The 19,074-nt window shown below is 37.0% G+C and carries 11 protein-coding genes and 1 pseudogene; 3 read left to right on the top strand and 9 right to left on the bottom strand.

Going from position 1 to position 19,074, the window contains the following annotated elements; genetic code table 11:
- Positions 1–15: 15 nt before the first annotated feature.
- The 6 genes from DB42_RS04155 to DB42_RS04130 all read right to left on the bottom strand — a co-directional run bounded on the left by DB42_RS04155 (position 16) and on the right by DB42_RS04130 (position 12,795).
- Complete coding sequence (locus DB42_RS04155; protein WP_044881872.1) at positions 16–2,397, bottom strand: hypothetical protein; 2,382 nt, start codon at positions 2,395–2,397, stop codon at positions 16–18.
- 88 nt (positions 2,398–2,485) lie between these two features.
- Complete coding sequence (locus DB42_RS04150) at positions 2,486–4,048, bottom strand: hypothetical protein (RefSeq protein WP_044881871.1); 1,563 nt, start codon at positions 4,046–4,048, stop codon at positions 2,486–2,488.
- Between the two features lie 582 nt (positions 4,049–4,630).
- On the bottom strand, positions 4,631–5,686 hold the full coding sequence (locus DB42_RS04145; RefSeq protein WP_232044376.1) for a patatin-like phospholipase family protein: 1,056 nt from the start codon (positions 5,684–5,686) through the stop codon (positions 4,631–4,633).
- Between the two features lie 684 nt (positions 5,687–6,370).
- On the bottom strand, positions 6,371–8,548 hold the full coding sequence (locus DB42_RS04140) for a cation:proton antiporter (RefSeq protein ID WP_044881870.1): 2,178 nt from the start codon (positions 8,546–8,548) through the stop codon (positions 6,371–6,373).
- A gap of 748 nt (positions 8,549–9,296) precedes the next feature.
- Positions 9,297–9,974: an MIP/aquaporin family protein gene (locus DB42_RS04135; protein WP_044881869.1), complete on the bottom strand. Its 678-nt coding sequence runs from the start codon at positions 9,972–9,974 to the stop codon at positions 9,297–9,299.
- 598 nt (positions 9,975–10,572) lie between these two features.
- Positions 10,573–12,795 carry a hypothetical protein gene (locus DB42_RS04130; RefSeq protein ID WP_044881868.1) on the bottom strand — a complete coding sequence of 741 codons (2,223 nt, stop codon included), beginning with the start codon at positions 12,793–12,795 and terminating at the stop codon, positions 10,573–10,575.
- Between the two features lie 131 nt (positions 12,796–12,926).
- Between DB42_RS04130 and DB42_RS04125 the strand changes: the two genes are divergently transcribed.
- On the top strand, positions 12,927–13,520 hold the full coding sequence (locus DB42_RS04125; protein WP_044881867.1) for a DNA-3-methyladenine glycosylase I: 594 nt from the start codon (positions 12,927–12,929) through the stop codon (positions 13,518–13,520).
- A gap of 95 nt (positions 13,521–13,615) precedes the next feature.
- Here DB42_RS04125 and DB42_RS04120 read toward each other — a convergent pair whose 3' ends face one another.
- The 3 genes and pseudogenes from DB42_RS04120 to DB42_RS11585 all read right to left on the bottom strand — a co-directional run.
- Positions 13,616–14,473, bottom strand: coding sequence for a DUF2156 domain-containing protein (locus tag DB42_RS04120; protein WP_044881866.1), 858 nt, complete (start codon positions 14,471–14,473; stop codon positions 13,616–13,618).
- The gene (locus tag DB42_RS04115) at positions 14,470–14,937 is read right to left on the bottom strand and encodes a nuclear transport factor 2 family protein (RefSeq protein WP_044881865.1); all 468 of its coding nucleotides are present in this window, start codon (positions 14,935–14,937) and stop codon (positions 14,470–14,472) included. The genes DB42_RS04120 and DB42_RS04115 overlap by 4 nt, the downstream gene beginning before the upstream one ends.
- 252 nt (positions 14,938–15,189) lie before the next feature.
- A pseudogene (locus DB42_RS11585) lies at positions 15,190–15,303 on the bottom strand (transposase); the annotation flags it as partial.
- A gap of 240 nt (positions 15,304–15,543) precedes the next feature.
- On the opposite strand from DB42_RS11585, the gene DB42_RS04110 reads away from it, so the two are divergent.
- Both DB42_RS04110 and DB42_RS04105 read left to right on the top strand, forming a co-directional pair.
- Entirely contained in the window at positions 15,544–17,040 is a 1,497-nt protein-coding gene (locus tag DB42_RS04110) for an IS66 family transposase (RefSeq protein ID WP_162180754.1), read from the top strand.
- A gap of 309 nt (positions 17,041–17,349) precedes the next feature.
- Positions 17,350–18,624 carry a leucine-rich repeat domain-containing protein gene (locus DB42_RS04105; protein ID WP_052435972.1) on the top strand — a complete coding sequence of 425 codons (1,275 nt, stop codon included), beginning with the start codon at positions 17,350–17,352 and terminating at the stop codon, positions 18,622–18,624.
- The last annotated feature ends 450 nt before the right edge of the window (positions 18,625–19,074 follow it).

Genomic DNA, 19,074 nt, shown 5'->3' with positions numbered 1-19,074 from the left:
TAAAAAGATAACTTTCTAAAAAAACCTAAAGCGCTCGATTTTGAAATTCGAAATTTGGTACTTTAATTTGCTTAGTAGTTCTACAATCGTTAAAGTAGGTTCAGCAGCAGCTTCTTCAAATGTAAGGCTAAGATGGCTCATCTCTTCCTCTACACCTACAAAACGCTTTAAAGTTTTATTTTGGTTCTCTCTCCACTTCTCTTTGGAAAGTAAATTTCTTTGATTAACATCTAGTCTTATTTTTTTATCCCTACCCTCCAAGTAAAAATCAAAGCGCTGCTGATGATTCTTAGCATAGGTCAGGCTAAAGCCTAAGCCTTTATGGAAAGTGACAATATTTTCATGGCCTACATGATATCTAGATCTTTGATCGCTTAGAAGGTGAACATGCATAGCTATATTTACAAGTTTAGACAAAGCGTTAATCCAAGGATCGGCAAGGTCTAGCTTATATGGCAAATGGCTTTGAATTTTTACATTTACTAATTCGGCTAATAATAATTGCCCTGGAGTAACGGCTTGTAGGCTATCTAAGCGTGTCCTTCTTTTTAGATGGTAATAATGCTGGTTAATCTCATTTTTGATCGTAGGATAAGCCTGTAAAATTTCTTCAGCAAAACGACCGTCGGCTGTATCGTCAAAACTTTCCTTGCCTTTTTCATGGAATAAAAAAGCAGGCTTTACCTCTGGGGTATGCCACCCTTTGATAAAACTTAGTGTATCTAATCTATCACTCCAGGAAGAATAGGACTCGCACTGAAAATAGGGACTAGTAGTTAAAGCTAGATATCCCTTAAAAGCCGGTTTAAATTGATTTAATACATTTTGATTATCCAGCTTTTCACATAGAGCATAAGCAATTGCTAATAAGCGCACTCCACTATTTTGCAGAGAAGATAAAAAACGCCACTGTTGGTGAAATGCATGCTTAGCAAGTCTTTCTGAAAAAATAGATAATAGATGTAAAGCCCTCCTAGATTCCTGAATGGATAATTTCATCCAATCACTTTCAAGATGAGGTAATGATAAATTCATCACTTCTGAAGTTAAATAAGGTATCACCCATTCATAATCATAAGATTCAAAAAATTTTATTTTATCTTTTATATTTGATAGTTTATCAATGACCCCTTCATTAGCTATAGGCCCCTCTCTACTTACATCTAACTCCTTTACCGCAGGAGGGGTTAGAGGAGAATGCAATGTAGATTTAATAGAACTAAGATACTGTAAGCATTGTTGTGTACTTTTTTTAATAAGAAAAGATTGATTTACTGCCAACTTACAGGACTTAAATCTATCATCGGCAGGAATAAACTCGCGCAGCCATTGTTCGGATTCTTGCTTTAATTGTTCTAAAGTACCGACAGCAGCTTCATACAATTCATATAGGGCTATAGAAATGCTATCTTTACGCTTAAATAGATGGCGAGCCGAAGTAATTAAAGCCTTATTAAGGAGCCCTAATCTAGCATTTAAATTTTCGCTCCTACAAGAAAGAATAGATTTTCTAATCGCTAAGACTAAAACTAAACGGGCTATCACCATAAAGGCTTTATAGAGCTCTAAGGAGAACGGTGACGTCGTGTGAGCTTCTATCCATCGATGAATGAATGCTGTCATTGCTTTTAGCTTATGGGCATGCTGTAATTGGATTAGACGACTCTTAGACTGGGGATCAATCAAATAGGCACGCAAAGGCTCAAAAGCTATTAGGCAAGCATGCCCGGCAACATCAAGGGCCTGTGAAGTTTTCCATAAGATGTCTGCATGAATAGCTAGAGGTTGTTGAAAATTAGGTCCTAACAGATCATCGCTAGGAACGGCGGCGTAATATCTTAAGGGATAGGCTTTCTCATCGCCGAAAGCATATTCTCCGAAGAATTTTCTACTATTTTTCTCTACCGTAAAAAGTTCTATATCGAATGTATTGCCTACATTTTTGCGATAAAGAACTACATTTTCTAAACTTTGCCCCCACGCGGTTTGATGAGTTAAAGGAAGTATAAAAATTTTATTCTCCTCTAAATGAAAAAGACGAGAAGTAATTTCTGAAGGGGTAAGGGCTAAATTATCTAGCAAGCTTTGAAAAACATATAATAAATCTTCACAAATTTCTGCACCCCAAGCAGGTGCCAATTGAGGTAGACCAGCAGCCAGAGCTATCCATATTTTTAATAGACTTTGAGGATCAATTTTGTTAGGATTTTCTTCTGTTAATAAGGCTTCGGCTACTTCTTCAAAATTAGCTATTTTACTAATTTGCTCTGCCAGTTGATCATAAGCCTCATTTAAAAGGGGAGCTTTAGGATGTGTTTGAAGAAAAAGTTTAGAAATTTCGTTATCAAAAATTTTCTGTTCTTTTAAAAAACTTTTAAGCGCATGCGTAGCATTCATCCGTTAGTAAATACTTTCCTTCATTATAAATTAATAATAAAAGTTGGATAGCTTATAAATAAAATTATTGACTCTACCTTAATGGGTGTTAGGCCTCACTATATACAATCTTATGAATAGCACTAATATAAGTTTCTAATTGATCAAAATAGGGGCTAAAATCTAGATAAAAATCAATATCACAAACGGTAGGCTGACGATTTTTAAAAAATTCGCTTCTCTTCAGCTGTCTCACAAAGCTAAAAAATTTTGAATCATAAAATTTTGCATTTATCAAAGGTTCAATATCTACAAGCTTGCCTATAGAATCTCTAAAAATTGCTTGCTTACTATAAAATGATAACCGCTTAAATGCGTGGAGGGTAGGAGCTGCCTTTAATAACTTTTTAGCTTCACGATTTTTAGCTTTTTGCTTAGCAATTTCATGCAGGCAAGCATTCTCAGCAGCTCTCCTTGTATCCTTATCCTTTAACAGCCTTTTTAAGGCCTCTAAGGTTTCTTTAGTTTTTGTAAAGAAAAACAACCTAATGAAAGTATATCCTACCTCATTGGAATGGATGGCTGCCTCTAGCTCTTCTGTATACCCTTTTTCTACCAAGATATCTTTTAGAAATATGCCGAGAGTATAGTAAACTTCGTAGGTAGGCCCTTGCATGTCTGCGGCTAGGTTTCTCTCTAACTCATCTTGAATGCAGGCAAAGTCTTGATACATTTGCCAGATGCTGTTTTTTAGGTCTTCATCAGCCGCTATTTCTTCCTGCATGGAGGCTAAACATTCGCTATAAATTTTTTCTTTAGCCTTGTATAAAGCTTGGAACTGCGGAGAATAATACTCCCCTAAAGCCAGCATTTCCTGAGCAAAATTAAATAAATCAGCTTTTCCACAAATCGAAATTAACCATTCTGCGGGAGAAGAAAGATACGCGTAAGATTGTTGGAATTCCTCAAATTTTTCATGGTAAATTGTTCTTTGCTCAGGTGAAGTGTTTTTAGCATTCTCAATAGCTCTTTGGAAAGCAGCCATTAAATGAGCATCTTCTAAGAAAGGGGAAAGAAGTCGAATAAATTGGCAACAATCCTGCTGCTCTGTATATAAATTTAAAAACTTTTCTAGGGCAATAGCTATCTCTTTGCTCTCTTCATACAAATGATCTAAAAGACACGCTCGCTTACGTTTAATTAATTCCTCAACCCCTTGCTGAAGATGTCTATACTCTTTTGCCTGGTCTATTAAATTTTTATAAATTTTTTCTAAAGGAATAACCTGATTATCCGCTATATCGCTAGTAGAAGATTTGCTTCTTAAAGGAGACTCTCTAAATTCGAGGACTGGAGCAAGGTCAAATAAAGGCTGCGGGAGTAAAGGATTTTTTTCATTAATTTCTAAGCTACTTTTTTTATAATAATGAATAAATTTTCTTTTCTTTAGATTAGCAAAATCAATCTGCGCCTCTCGGTTACATTTATAACAAAAAAGATACCCGCCCAAAGTATAGATAATTTTTATAGCTATTTGGGCAGCAATTTTTATCAACTGCCAGTGGGTCATGTCACTTTCGTACTTAAAATAGCGGTCATCTTCTGATGCTATTAACGTCCCCTTATCACTGCCTAAAGTTGAATCTGGATGATAGTACACCGTTAAAGACATCTATCACCTACACCCAAGCAGATGGGAGAAAAGAAGCTTAACATTGCCTTTATTTATCATTATAAAGCCCCTCAAGCACTTAAAAAATTAGCCTAGCAAAACTGTATGTTTTTTCCTTGAGTACTCAATAGATTGATCTTTACAGGATTAGCCTCATAGATAGCAAGAAGAAAACTACCCGCCTTAATATGTAAAAGATTGCCACTCCTGAGATCTATGGCGCATCATCATGCCTCTTACTACAAGCTTTTCTTAAACAAATGTTTTTTAGAAAACAAGCTGTCTGTCGCTCTATTCTCTTTTCCCATTAACTTATAAAAAATTGCAGGTAGCAAAGCGGATAAATTCTAACAACAAATGGAAGGGGTTTCAGAGCGCATATTTCTTTCCTTATAAACTTTAAGCCTGGCATATTTGCTAATATGTGCTTACGCTAATAAGCATTTTCTACTAGTTGGAAGAAATTTTCCGCACTAAAATTTATTATCCTATAAGTAAAAGCTGCAGCCTCTCTCTTTAAAGAAAGCGCCAAAAACAAGTTAAGAATGCTTTTCATTTAGCTTAACAAGTTGATCTTTCTCATCAATCAGGCGCGCTCCCCGGAGCTGTTTTCTTTAGATAAATTTGAGGTGTATAACATTGAGGTGAATAGAGACACCAATCATCCTCCTCTAAGCTATCATTAATAGAGTTGGCTTTTAAAGCGTCTAACTTCTTCAAGATATCAGGAATTTTTTCCCTGGCAGCACGCCTTCCTGCTTCATAAATCTGGTCTCTTAAATGATCACTAAAAGTACCAATATCACAAGTTTTAGGACGGATAATTACATCCGCATGATGACAGCAGGTCTCATTTTGCCACATAAAGGCTATCTCTGCACTACGGGTGGCTACTTCAAAAAGATTGGTGGGAAAAGTACGTGGCAAAAGTTCACAAAGATCTACCGCGATAATAAGCTCAGCTCCTATATCAAACGCCACCTCTACAGGAACTGGATTGACCACTCCCCCGTCCACTAGTATACGTCCTAGGTGTTCTTGAGGTACAAATATAAAAGGAATCGAGCAAGAGGCCTGGACGGCTTTTTCCACATCTCCTGAACCTATGGGAATCAATTCTCCTGAATTTAAGTCACTAGCCACTATCACTAAAGGAATTTTTAGCTCTTCAAAAGTTTCTGATTTTAAATATTTATTTAAAACTTTACTTAACGAGCGACCCTGACAAAGACCATAACGACACTGCCATAAATCAAAATCTAACAAAGAAGCTGCCTTTAAGTTCCAAACAGCTTCTTTAATATATTTAGCACAAGGGTTATCTGCATATAAAGCGCCTACAATACTGCCTGCACTACATCCAACTATTAAATCCACCGATATTCCTGCAGCTTCAAGTTCTTCAATCACTCCTACATGGGCCATACCACGCACGCCACCACTCCCTAGGACTAATGCGACACGAATCTTTTTAGGGACGTAAAATGAAGGCACAGAAGGAGGATTTACAGTTGGTACGAGACGATGAGAGTAACGACACCCACTCACAGAGAAGAGTAATAAAAGAAACATTAAAGCAGTAAAGAATCTAATCTTTTTTTCAACTGTAAGAAGTGTTTTATTAATAGGGAATCTCATTATTTCTCATCTGCAGGGATTTATATGGCTCTATTTTGCCTAGCACAGCGTATAAATAGTAAAAGAAAAATTTTATAGTCAACAAAAAAAATCATCTATCCAAAAAAGCCATTTAACTCATGCATTCTTCCTGAAATATTAGTGAAATGTTTAGTGGGCCACTTAAGCTTGCCTAGACATAAAAAAGTTGTGATTTCATTTAAGAGCTTAAGTAAGTAGGTAGATCTCTCTCGGACTTTAAGACTTTAAAAAACAAGGCTTTTAGCTTAAGCTAGCTGTTAATTCCTTGCTAGATTTTTTTAATACGCAGGGGGATAAAAAGAAATTAACGTTGAAGATAGCCTCTGTTATTCAATGATTTAACTCTATAAGGAAGGAGAAGTAAGCAGATCTAAGTTAGATAAATTTTGTTTAAGTTATGAAACTTAAAAAAAGCTATAGATTTATCCAAAAACATTGACTAGTATTTAGCTATAGCTCCAGCGACATCCTAATGGATGAATAGCAGCAACAGCTTTCAATCAGATAGGCAAATGCTAAAGGTTGTTGAAAATTAGGCATTTCTTGCCTCTCTCGTAAGCTAGAACTTATCAATCAAGGCCCTAGAGCTAGGCGGAAAATGAACATACCACCGATTGAAGGTTTTATGAGCTGTAAGGCTGCTTTAAAGCAGTAAATTGACCTTTAGATTCTTTCATCTTTTTTAACGATATAAAGTAAAATATCTCCTTGCTGTAAAATAGTAGGAGAAAGAGGATTTAAAATATGCTTTCCATTCCTTTCTAGACCTACAATAAGCCCTTTTATATGCTGCTTAACTGTAGGACTTGAAATAGGCACGTGAAGAAGGCAAGGGTTTGCATCGACATACATTTTTTGAATCTCCATAGCTGGAGACTCCTCTAAATCCACAACCTCTTCAATACGTTGGATCGATAAATTGAATCGGTTAATTTCCTCATTTTCTCCCAAAACGACCAATTCATCCTCTGGCAAAATTCGCTCTTGAGCATTAGGTAACCAAATTGTCTTTAGATGCCTTTGGATGGCCACAATATTAATTCCAAAAGATGGGCGCAAGCGACATTCCTCTAAACTTTGGCCAATAAAAGGAAAATGCTCTTTAACTTTGATTTTTACCAAGGTACTATCCCAAGGAGCTAAGCCTTGTAAGAGAGTCTCATCTAGCTCATGTTTGCAAGTCAAATTATTAATCAGGCGATTTTCTAACCATGTGTAACACCTCTTAAGCGGCCGAAAAAATAGGGTAAAGTAAATAGAGAGAACAATGCTTAGCGGAATTGCTACCCAGGGAAAGGAAAGGTATAGACAAGACAACACGCTCAGTTCAGCGGCGGTAATGACCCAGAGCAATATCTGTAACATGCAGGCTTTTTTGTTGGCTTTTGAAGAAGGATAGGTAAATAACATTGCCCAAATAAAAGGAGAGGCTAGTATGTAGAGCATCAACCAAAAGATAAACTGAAATGGCCATTGTTGATCTACTATAGGAAGAAAACGAGGAATAATCACTTGGGCACTTATTGTCGCTAAGATAGCCATAATGATAGCATTGACAATGAAGCGCACGATCTTTTTTTCTTCCACCCCCTTGGGCCCCAAGTGGCCCCTCACAATAGGAAGTATCCAGGCATGATATTTTTTCAATAGCATGGCCCCCTTCTGAGGCACAGAGTTTTCAACACGATAGCTAATCTGCAGGCTAAGCTTTATCAAATAAGGGGTAGCAAAAGTGGTAATTGCTGAAATAGCGACCACGATAGGATACAAGGATCCATCGGTAGCTACCAATGAACTTCCTAATCCCACAATAATAAATGAAAACTCTCCTATTTGAGCCATGCTAAAACCGATCCGTATTGAATCAGAAATCCTCTGTCCTGCTAATAACGCTCCTAAGCCGCTAGTTAAAAACTTGCCGGTAATAGTTACTAAAGAAAGGATGAGAATAGAAGGCCAATATTTTATAATTAGTAGCGGATCAATTAACATTCCTACCGATACAAAAAATACTGCAGCAAATATATCCCGGATGGGCAAAGTTAATTTTTCAATTTTATGGACTAAAGGTGTTTCGGCTAAAATAGAGCCCATAATAAAGGCACCTAATGCAGCCGAATAGTTAAAGTAAACGGCTACAGAGCTAAGGAAAAGGCATAATCCTACAGAGATAATAGTCAAAGTCTCGGCAGTAATATAATTTTGTATTTTCCGCATAATATAGGGCAAAGCAAAATAGCCTACAAGAAACCAGCTGGTAATTACCTGCAAAAGCTTTAAAGAGGTTGATACGATTCGGGTGGAGAGAACTTCGCCAGGAGCCCCCAAGGTTGAAACATATACTAGCAATAAGATAGCTAGCAAATCTTCCATTAGAAGTACCCCAACCATTAGCTCAGCAAATGAGAACCTTTTTAGATTAAATTCTTCCAGGGCTTTAACAATAATAGTAGTGGAAGAGATCGATAAAGCAGCGCCTAACAAAAGGCATTCATAGGGAGACCAGCCGAGTATTTTGCCCGCAAAAAAACCGATGATAGCCATTAAGGCAACTTCGAATAAACCTATAATAATCGCCGATAGCCCTAGTCGTCTTAATTTACCGAAAGTAAATTCTAAGCCTAATGAAAACATCAAGAAAATTATCCCGAGTTCAGCGAGTAATTTAATTTCAAATTCATCGTCGATTAAGGAAAAGGGAGGAGTGTAAGGGCCGATAATAATACCTGCTATCAGATAACCTAGGACAGTAGGCTGCTTAATCTTTTGAAAAAGTACAGTCATTATGGCCGCTATGCATAATACTACTGCTAGATCTTCTATAAGAGGTGGTTGATGCATAGTCACCTAATTTAATACTCTATTGGCCATTCTACCTATTTCATAAGAGTAATCAAATGAAAAATATTATTTCTTTTGCATGGATGGATAAAGCTTTTCTATTCGTCAATTATACATTCTGCTTTCATAAATAAGTGAGGTTAGAGTCGGTTGTTGCTAAGCTTTTCAAACCTTTAATTCATAAAAGATTAGAGAAGATAGAATTAAAAAAAAGATGAGGAAGATGCTAGCTGTAGGCTCAATAAAAACTTAAAGAATGAAGCAAAAAATTTTAAAAAAAACTGACTTGCAAAGATTTTATAAAAAGTTAAAGTGAAAAGATATCAAGGCTTTTGAACTATTTCAAGGCAAGATTAACTTATACCTATATGAAAGATAGCTGTCCTTTCTCTAATGATTAAATAAGCCATGCATGGAGTAAAAGCTAATAAAGGATATTAGAGACTTAAACGATAACTTATAAAAAATGAATGGAACAAGCAGACCGAAAAAATACCCCACTCCCTTTATGAAATTTATCCATGAAAATGATCTCTTTTTAAAACGAGCCTAAAAAAATTTATCCTAAATATTAACTTTATTTTTTACTTCCCTACCCTTGTTCTGTATGCTTTTAAGCAGCTAACATTTTTATGGATGAGTAATCTTAAAAGTTGTGCTTATTAAACACTTGCCTTAGCCAAGAGAAAAAAAAGCATACTAAGCGATTAGCTTTATTTAAGAACTCACTCATTGTAAATTAAGGTTCTTAAAGCTTATGCTTCATTAGTAGGCGGCTATATAAGATTCCCGCTAGAAGTCCACCTATGATAGGCCCTATCCAGTAGACATATTGATAAGCCCACTCGCCTGCAACAAGAGCAGGGCCAAAAGCTCTAGCAGGATTCATGGCAGCCCCTGTTATTCCCCCTCCCATTAATATGCCACATAAGATAAAACCCCCGATCGCAAATCCACCGACGCCTTTAGAATCCCCTCGTGTGTCTACAACCGTTCCATAGACCACTAACACGAGTAAAAAAGTCAAGGTAGCTTCAGTAAAAATTCCTACGGAACTAGATAAGCTAGACTCTATCATAGGAGTTCCTAACTTAGCTAGAGAAAGAGTAGCAGCAGGAAATATCCCTTTTAAAGCAAAAGCTCCTACAATAGCGCCTAAAAGTTGAGCGACTATTTCAGTAAGGGTAAGAATCGTACTTTGCTGGCCACCCGCCCACACTGCTAAACTCACTGCGGGATTGAACTTTCCTCCCGAAATGTGTGCCAACGCTGATACCATTACTGCAAGGGCAAGGCCATGAGCAACAGCGATTCCTAACAACCCCACTCCCCCATGTGTCATCTCATTTAAGCAAATGGATCCTGCACCAATAAAGATGAGAGTAAATGTGCCAATAAATTCTGCTAACAACCAAGCTATATTCATATAAACCCCCTTTCCCCTCTATTTGTAAAAAAAAGACCGCTACTTTTTGCTAACAAACAAGTAAATTTTATAAATTTTTATCATAAAACACTTCTATACATAATAAAATTAGCAAATAATCTCAAGACTTTTGGAAAAGAAAATATTTGAGGAACGTTTTTTATAAAAAATTATACGCTTTAAAAAAACTAAGCCTGCCTACCTAACCCTCTGAAAGTTGCTTCTCTACTTAATGAGAGGAATTATACAAAGTACGGAATTACATAAGAAGTAGCTTGAAAGCGTATTATTAACAAAAAATTGAGAGAAAAAGAGTAAGCGTTCACGAGGGATAAAACTACTTAAGTTTCTAATGATAGGGAAGTAATGTAAACCAGAAAGTGCAATAAATAGAAAAGACAGCTATTTGCAAGCATTATTGGCTTTGCAGATGCCCTCAGAAACGCCTCTAAAGCTGGGCCTACCTTGTGACCGCTTACAAAAAAGAGGGTTTTCTGCCTTTACCAGCACTAAAAAAGGTTTTTCTTAATATTTTTCTTTCAGGCTCTGGTGTTTAGCGGTTTAAGAAAAGTTATAGAGCTATTGTTAAAATTTGATGTTAAATAGACGAGGTTAATTGAATATCTAATTGATCTATCTCAAAAGTTTCTCCTATTAATTTCAGATCAAAAACCATTTCTTGCAAGGTTTCATGGTTTTCAAAGACTTTTTGAGGACAAGAAAAATAAAGATGTATCCCTGAGAAAAAAATCTCAAGCTCGGTATGCATAAGTTGGTGGGGATAAGGTAATTTAAAAGAATAAAGCTGAGTCAGTATGGCTTCTTTTTCAACAAGCCCATCCCTCCTTAAATATTTAAATTCACACGCCTGCTCGTTAAAAATAACATAAATTTGATTTTTTTCTTCCTTGATAGAGAGCCTAGGAGTTTTAAGAGAGAGATTTTTTTGACGGAATTTGCTTCGTCTGGTGTTTAACATCGCATTACTGATCAAATAAACAAGGTTTTGCTGAAGAAAGTTATAACTTATTTTTAAATAAATTAAAGCTTGATCGAGAGAAATTTTTTTACTAAAGTTTTTTTCCAACTCTTCATTTAACTTTTCCCTATCGACAAGGTGGAAATTTATAAGCATCTCATATCCTTTTTGTAGGTCGGAAATTACTTTTTTTCCCTCCGGATAAAAGTTTTTTAATCTATCGATAAGAAATTTAAATAAGTGAGGGCTCCCAAAGAAGCGTGCACTAAAGATTTCTAATAAAGAATAAAAGCGCTCGTCTGCTGTCTTTCCTGATATAACGAGGACTTGGCCTTCCTCATATAAATGGATAATATTATCCTCCTCTACTAAAATGCGTTCAATATCACTAAAATTCTCTAAAGGATTTTTTAATAAATTATCCATTACTTTCTCTTTTAAATCTTGCTTAGAAGAAATTTCACTTTCTCTTAATTTTAAATTTTCAAGCAATTTTAAATGAATAAATTCTAATTGGGGATTTAGCTGCCTCTCTAGGTGATCTTCAATCAAGCTAGGAGTTTTGGCTAATATTTTTCCTATCAATTTTAAAGGTGTAGTATTGATGGTGGATAAAAGTGACGTTGCATTTTCATTTATTAAATAGACAATTTTTTCCACAAGTGTTCCCTTAAAACAATCTTGCATTCCTAACTTGGGATCAAAAGACTTAATATGTTGGCTAAAATTTAGCAAACTAACTTTATGGGCCTCTACGATAGATTTTAATTGCTTTAAGTAAAGATAATCATTGGAAATTTTGGCATATTCTAGCGTTTCAATTGATTCTATGCTTATCTCCTCTTTCTTCCTCAAGGTAATATTTAATGAGGAAAAGGAAGAGAAAGAAGTACTTTGTTTCACCCCTGGTGAAAATGAGACATTTCTGCGAGGAGACGATGAATTATTTATCTTTGAAGCCCCCCCTGCCATAAATGATTGTATTTTATCCAGCAATAAATAATTTCTTTTTTCAAGTCGACCGATATTATTAAATAATTCTGCTGTATGAGGAGCATACTTTTTAATAATTTTTTTATTCCGTTCAGTCATCAACTCTGCATCCAAAAAGATTTTATCCTTTAAGAATTTTTGAACTAAATCTAAAAGCCGCGTTTCATGCTGGGCATCCCAGATTGGAGAAACCTTATCTAACGACGATCCGGAAAACTTTTCCGATTCCTCAAAAAACTTCTCCAAAGCTAGCTTTAAAGCCTTTTCCGCTTCCTTTAAGCCTTCCGAAAGATATATTTTTTCTTCAGAGGCTTTAATAACCTCATAGCCTAGTAAACGTAAAGATAATAAAACAGCATGTAAGGAAAGATTTTTAGCTTCTTTTAGAGAAAACACCCCCTCCTCACTTTTAAAAAAATCATAAATATTTATGCTTATCGGGGTAGGTAAAAAATTTTTTGTACAATCGCTACAACCAAAAGAGTTACTTTGAGAATAGGTACTCAGCTCAAAACTCGTGGAAGAGTTTAACCGATGCATGGAAAGTGATGAATCAGCACAATTGTTATTCAGGAGCGGGCGAGAAAAGAGTGAATTTTTTAAAGTAAGCTTTTCTTCCATTTCTTCCTCTTTAGCAGCTAAGCGTGCTTTTTCTAAGTTACGTTTCCGTACACTAGCTGTTATTTTTTTCTTAGTGGCCCCTTGTTCGGGTTCTTGAGGCGGCGTAAAGAGGGTGATAAGATCTTGTACTGAATGATGTTTTCCTTTGGTAGAACCACGAGCATCAAAATCTTTGCTATTGAGATTATTTTCTTGGCTTTTATGTATAGAATTAGGAATAGTATTCATCTAGCGCCCTCTTTTTTAAATTTATTTTATATATGCTTAATTTTCATGTTATATACAAGTATTTTATTCTTATAACAAAATGGATACCTGAGAATAAAACATTTAAAGAACTTTTCACCCCCTAGATTTAAATGAAAGAAAATTTAACTAACCTGCAGGAACGCCCACGATGTGCTTGGGTGCCAAAAGATCATCAACTTTATGAAGCATATCATGATAACGAATGGGGTGTCGCCGTCCATGACGATCTTAAGCACTTTGAGTTCTTAATTTTAGAAAGCGCTCAAGCTGGCCTCAGTTGGGAGACAATCCTTAAGCGCCGTCTACATTATGCCGAAGCTTTTGCTAATTTTAATTGGATAGAGATAGCTAAATTTAATCAGCAGAATGTAGAAAATTTAATGAAAAATTCGGGGATTATCAAAAATCGTTTAAAAATTCAAGCGGCTATTAACAACGCTCAAAGATTCATGGAAGTCCGTGAAGAATTTGGCACTTTTGATGCCTACGTTTGGCAATTTGTAGGAGGGAAAACTAAAAATAATTATCGGAAAAATATCAAAGAAGTTCCCTCTGAAACAGAAGAATCGCGAGCCTTGAGTAAGGATTTACGACGTCGGAATTTCAAATTTGTAGGCCCTACTATCATGTATGCTTATATGCAAGCAGTGGGTATGGTTAATAACCATACACAAGACTGCTTCTGCTATGCCCAAGAAAGCTAAATATTGAATATTAATAGGTTAGAGATAAAAACCCTTGCTTACTATTCCTTGTTTTTTGGCTTTTTCTTTGCCATGGCAGTTTCTTAAGCTAATCCTTATGAAGCCTTCCATTTAGTTAATAATAAATCAGGATTATATGCATTTTTAGCTTGCCTAAGGGCAGGAATTCCTAAATCTTGCTCTAGGTTGATCCACTGCACACTATCAGGTAGGCTTAAAGCAAAATCTCGATAAAGAAAGGGTGTCGCTCCTTTAATGGAAGTTAAAGCTTTGGTAAAATGCAATAGAGCTGTTTTTGGAGTCAGGAGTTCACCCAGAGTAAATCCGAAGGCTTGGCCGTCAGCATAGGCAATTCTTCCAAAGAGATGTAATTTGGAAATGTATGTTAATGCTTCTAAACAAGAGTAGTAATCGGTTGTTTCTTTAGAGTCTTCCTTTTGAGATTGCCATCTTTCCAGTAGCTTAAAAGCCTCTTGTATATTTTCCTCTTTAATTTCTTTGGACTCAAGAGAATATTTTCTTTCTAACTGATTTAATAAATTTCTTCGGCTGCTTAATTCTCTACCTTGTAAAGTTTGCAATTTGGACTTGCGAAAAAGATAGTCTGTATCGGCTCGGCAAGAGATCAAAGACATATTCATTTTTTGACAATCTTCTACCCAAGCATCTGGAAGAGGAAAAAAACAGCAGGTACAGCCTGGCAAAAGCTGGGAAAGTTTAAATTTTATTTGCTTAGGAGGCACGCTAGGAATGACAAAACAATCATTATTCTGCCATCTTCCTTGAAGGCAAGGAGTTGAGCATTCTACAAACTGGTAAGCATACTTTTTTCGAAATAAAAAAGCATTGGCAAAACTATACTCGGCAAAACGCAAGTCATAAGTTACACAAAGATCTCGCCAAGCCGGCGAAAGAAGAGGTTGATGCTCCAATGTAAGGGGCTTTATAATCATTCGACAGACTGGGGTTGAAATTGATACATTCTAAGGCTTAAAATTTTCCATTGCTCATTCTTCTTTGTTAAAACATACACAGCATGCTGCAAAAGGGAGTTAAGAGGATCATCTTTAACCCCCTTATCCAATCTGACTGTGCTATCGACTATTACAAGCTCAAGATTTAATAAACGAGCTGCATCTAAAGATTGACTAATTGTACTTTTTCCATAAAAGCCAATTTTTCCTGATTTAAAGTGCTTCTCAAGTTGAGTTGGATTCATGATCCAGCGTCCCTGAGGAGTCATAAAATCTCCTTGCGGACTCCATAAAGAAATTAAAGCTTTTGTGTTATGTGTATTCCAAGCAGCATCAAAGGATTGTAAAAAATTGTTTATCTCTACGGAGGCAAGAGGCAATTCATTCTGAGCAAATAAAGAGGCACTCACCCACAAAAATAAGCTAAATAAAAAGCGCGCCATAAATTTCTCCTTTTTTGCTTAACTTATCTTTTACAATTTATATCCGCAATCAGAAAGGCACCCCTCTAACAAATTTTTTATTCATTAGCTATTTTATGCTCCCTTCTTACAGGATATGATTAAGCCTAAGTCACATGCAACTTTAAAAGTCATGCACTTTTATATTTAACGCAAGTTAAAGGTCTTTTTTCAACTATTTCCTTATCCAATGACTCGTGTTAATTAAAGAAGTAAGATGGGTGGCGCCTGGTGCCAAAAGTCATACCCACAAAAATATTGCCAGTAAGCATTTTCTACCCATCGATACATTACATTTTCATCAGAAATCCCCTACATGTGTTACAAGGCCAGGAGCCCTACAACAAGGGCAGTGAAAAAGAAGCCAAAGCCTTTATTAAGGCTCATACAGCAAGGGTTTTCATGTCCAAGCAGTACTAACCGCCAATTAGATAAGCTTGTAAAAAAACTTAAATATATAGTAACAGTTCAGATCCCCCCCAACCAATGCCTGTTCACCTCAACGAAATGGCCATCAATAAATATTGATTCCCTTTAGTATGAGAGATTTGCTATTCTATAGACATGAATGCAGATAACCCAAATTTTATGCCCTCTATTTCCGGTAAAGATTTTGATGCTCTTCCAGCTGCCATTCGCACTTATATTCGCTATCTTGAAAAGATCATCGAACAGCAGCAATCTCAGATCCAACAGCAACAGGCTCAGATCCAACAACTGCAAGATCGTATTAGTAGCTTAGAAGATCAACTCACAAAGAACAGTTCTAATAGCAACAAACCTCCTAGCAGTGATGGTTTGAAGCGGATGCCAAAAAGCCAACGTGGCTCATCAGGCAAAAAACCAGGTGCTCAACAAGGGCATGTTGGAAAAGGTCTTTTGCAGGTCGAAGAACCCGATTTCTTGGTGATTCATACACCCACAATGTGTCAAACATGCCAAACAACCCTTAGTGAAATCAAAGGTGCTTGTGTAGAAAGACGTCAGGTTTTTGAAATTCCTCCTTCTAAGTGTGAGGTGACAGAACATCGGGTGGAGGAGAAAAAATGCCCTTGCTGTGGAAAAAATAGTAGAGGAATATTTCCTGAAAACGTTAGAGGGCCTGTGCAATATGGCGAGAGAGTTCAAGCCCTGGCAGCTTACTTTGCCGATCAACATTTTATACCCGTGGATCGCGTCTGCGAAATTTTTGAAGATGTGTTTGATGTAACTCTTTCACCTGGCACTTGTGTAAATATCGACAAAAAACTCTTTGAGAAACTTGAAACCTTTGAAAATAATCTGAAAACATACTTGCTAGCCACACGCGTTTTACACTTTGATGAGACAGGCATCCGCTGTGAAAAAAAACTATCGTGGGTGCACGTAGCCTCTTCACCAAGGGCTACTTTATACACCCTGCATGCTAAGCGCGGGCAACAAGCCATGGATGAGGCAAACATTTTACCTCAATTTAAAAGTATAGCCATTCATGACCATTGGTTTCCTTACTTTTCTTATGAACAAATGTTGCATGGATTGTGCAATGCGTATCATTTGAGAGAATTGACGTTTATGCATGAGGAAAAGCAGGAAATGTGGGCAAAACAAATGAAAGAATTACTGCTTTTTGCCCAGCAAGAAGTAGAAAAACATGTAAATCAAGAAGCTCTACCTCCAAAGCTTTTACAAGACATTGAGCAGGCTTATAAACAGAAAATTATTGATGGGCTTACCTATCATTCTAGCCTGCCTCCATTGCCAAAAAGTAAAAGAGGTAAGCAAAGGCAACGGGAAGGTAAAAACCTTCTGGACCGTCTAAAAGAAAAGCGAGAGTGCGTGTTGCGGTTCATGTACGATTTTGCCGTACCCTTTACCAATAACCAAGGCGAACAAGACATTCGTATGGTTAAGTTAAAGCAAAAGATATCGGGTTGTTTCCGTAAGCCTAAAGGAGGGCAGATTTTTTGCCGCATCCGCAGCTACATTTCTACGGCACGCAAACAAGGCTGGGATGTCTGGGATGCCTTGGCAGATGCCATCCGAGGCAGCCCTCGTCTATTAGCCATAGATCGACAGGCCAACTTGCAAGAAGCCATTACCTAACTTCTATTCCATTCAAACGTTCCTGAATAAAAAAAGGGGTATCTGAACTGTTACAATATATACAGATTATAGGACCTCACTTTATTGCAACTCAAAAGTATACTACATCTGGTCGGCCCAAAGCTGAGCAAAAACCTTCTATATCTAGCTATCGCCTACAAGGCACAGTAGCTTGCTCTTTGCCTGACAAGTTAGCCTTTGCTCCCCTGGTGATAAGGATACGAATTGGTTTGACTTGCTTTTTTAATTTTTTTATATTGCCTTTAATAAATAAAATGATAAATAGTCATTACTACCCAAGGAAATAAAATGCATCCTCTCTCTTCGGCCTCTATTGAAAGCTTGCCCAATGAATTGCTGCTCCCTATCCTAGAGGCCTGCGCAGTTCCTTCCTTATTTGGCATCTGTAAAAGATGGCATCATCTGCTGGCTTCTGAAGTGATGACTTCTCTTTATAAAAAAATAGCCCAGCTTCATTTCCCCGGAGGGAATGCCACTACCCAGCAAGCTCTTATGTTAGCTAGAGTTTATCAACTCAATCCTGTACTTACCTCTACTGAAAAAGTTTATCAAGTTTTTAAACAAGTTTTTACCTTAGCTAAATCTATTTCTCCTTTGGAATTTAAAGGGAAAACAGAAGAAAAAAGAGGCTTAACGCTGGCTAATTACTCTTCTTATCTCTTAAATATTAATCGCCTTTTACTTTGGAAAAGACTTCCTGGTGGGGAAGAATACTTGAGCCGAGAAGAAATTAAGCACTTGCCTCTAGAAAAAAAAGGAGAGCTTCTTAGAGATTGGATTGAAGAAAATTGTAAAAACATCACGGCTTTAGGATTAACTGGAGTAGGTTTGACTTATTTACCCCCAGAAATTGGGCAGCTGTCTCAGCTGCAAAAGCTTTACTTAAATCAAAGCCAACTCACCAGCCTGCCTGCAGAAATCAGGCAACTGTCTCAGCTGCGAGAGCTTTACTTAAATCAAAGCCAGCTCATCTTACTGCCTACAGAAATTGGGCAGCTGCCTCAGCTGCAAAGACTTGAATTAAATCAAAACCAGCTCACCGCTCTGCCTGCAGAAATCGGGCAGCTGTCTCAGCTGCAAGTGCTTGAATTAAATCAAAACCAGCTCACCAGTCTGCCTGCAGAAATTGGGCAGTTGCCTCAGCTGCTAGTGCTTTACTTAAATCAAAACCAGCTCACCGCTTTGCCTATAGAAATTGGGCGGCTGTCTCAACTGAAAGTGCTTGAATTAAATCAAAACCAGCTCACCGTTCTGCCTGCAGAAATCGGGCAACTGCCTCAGCTACAAGGGCTTTACTTAAATCAAAACCAGCTCGCCGCTCTGCCTGCAGAAATAGGGCGGCTGCTTCAGCTGCAATGGCTTGATTTAAGCCAAAACCAACTCACCAGTCTGCCTGGAGAAATCGGGCAACTGCCTCAGCTACAAGGGCTTTACTTAAATCAAAACCAGCTCACTAGCCTGCCTGCAGAAATCGGGCAATTGTCTCAGCTGCATGGGCTTGAATTAGCGGAAAATCCTTTGAAAGATATTCCAGAAAAAATAAGGCAGCGTTTTCCATTGTAGAATAACCATAAGTAATTTTTAAATTGGGATGAGCTAAAATGAAATAAAAAAACTTTTAGCCATCTTATCTTTAAACAAGTAATCCGCTTTCCTTTTCGCAACTAAGCAAGCTTCAACTGCTTGAATCTATCTGAAAAAAAGAGTGAAAGATCATCTGTGAGTTGTTTTTCCATGGATAAGGATACGAATTCGTTTGACTTGCTTTTTTAATTTTTATATTTTGTCTTTAAAAAATAAAATTAATAAAAGGTCATCTCTACCGAAGGAAATAAAATGCATCCTATCTCATCCACATCTATTGAAAGCTTGCCCAATGAATTGTTACTCCCTATCTTAGAGGCTTGCGTAGTTCCTTCCTTATTTGGCGTCTGTAAAAGATGGCATCATCTGCTGGCTACTGAAGTCATGCCCCCTCTTTATAAGCAAATAGGTAAAGTGCATGTTCCTCAA

The organism is Neochlamydia sp. EPS4, from assembly GCF_000813665.1.
GTDB lineage: Bacteria > Chlamydiota > Chlamydiia > Chlamydiales > Parachlamydiaceae > Neochlamydia.
The sequence above is the reverse complement of the archived record's forward strand: the minus strand, read 5'-3'. Positions and strand labels throughout refer to the sequence as shown.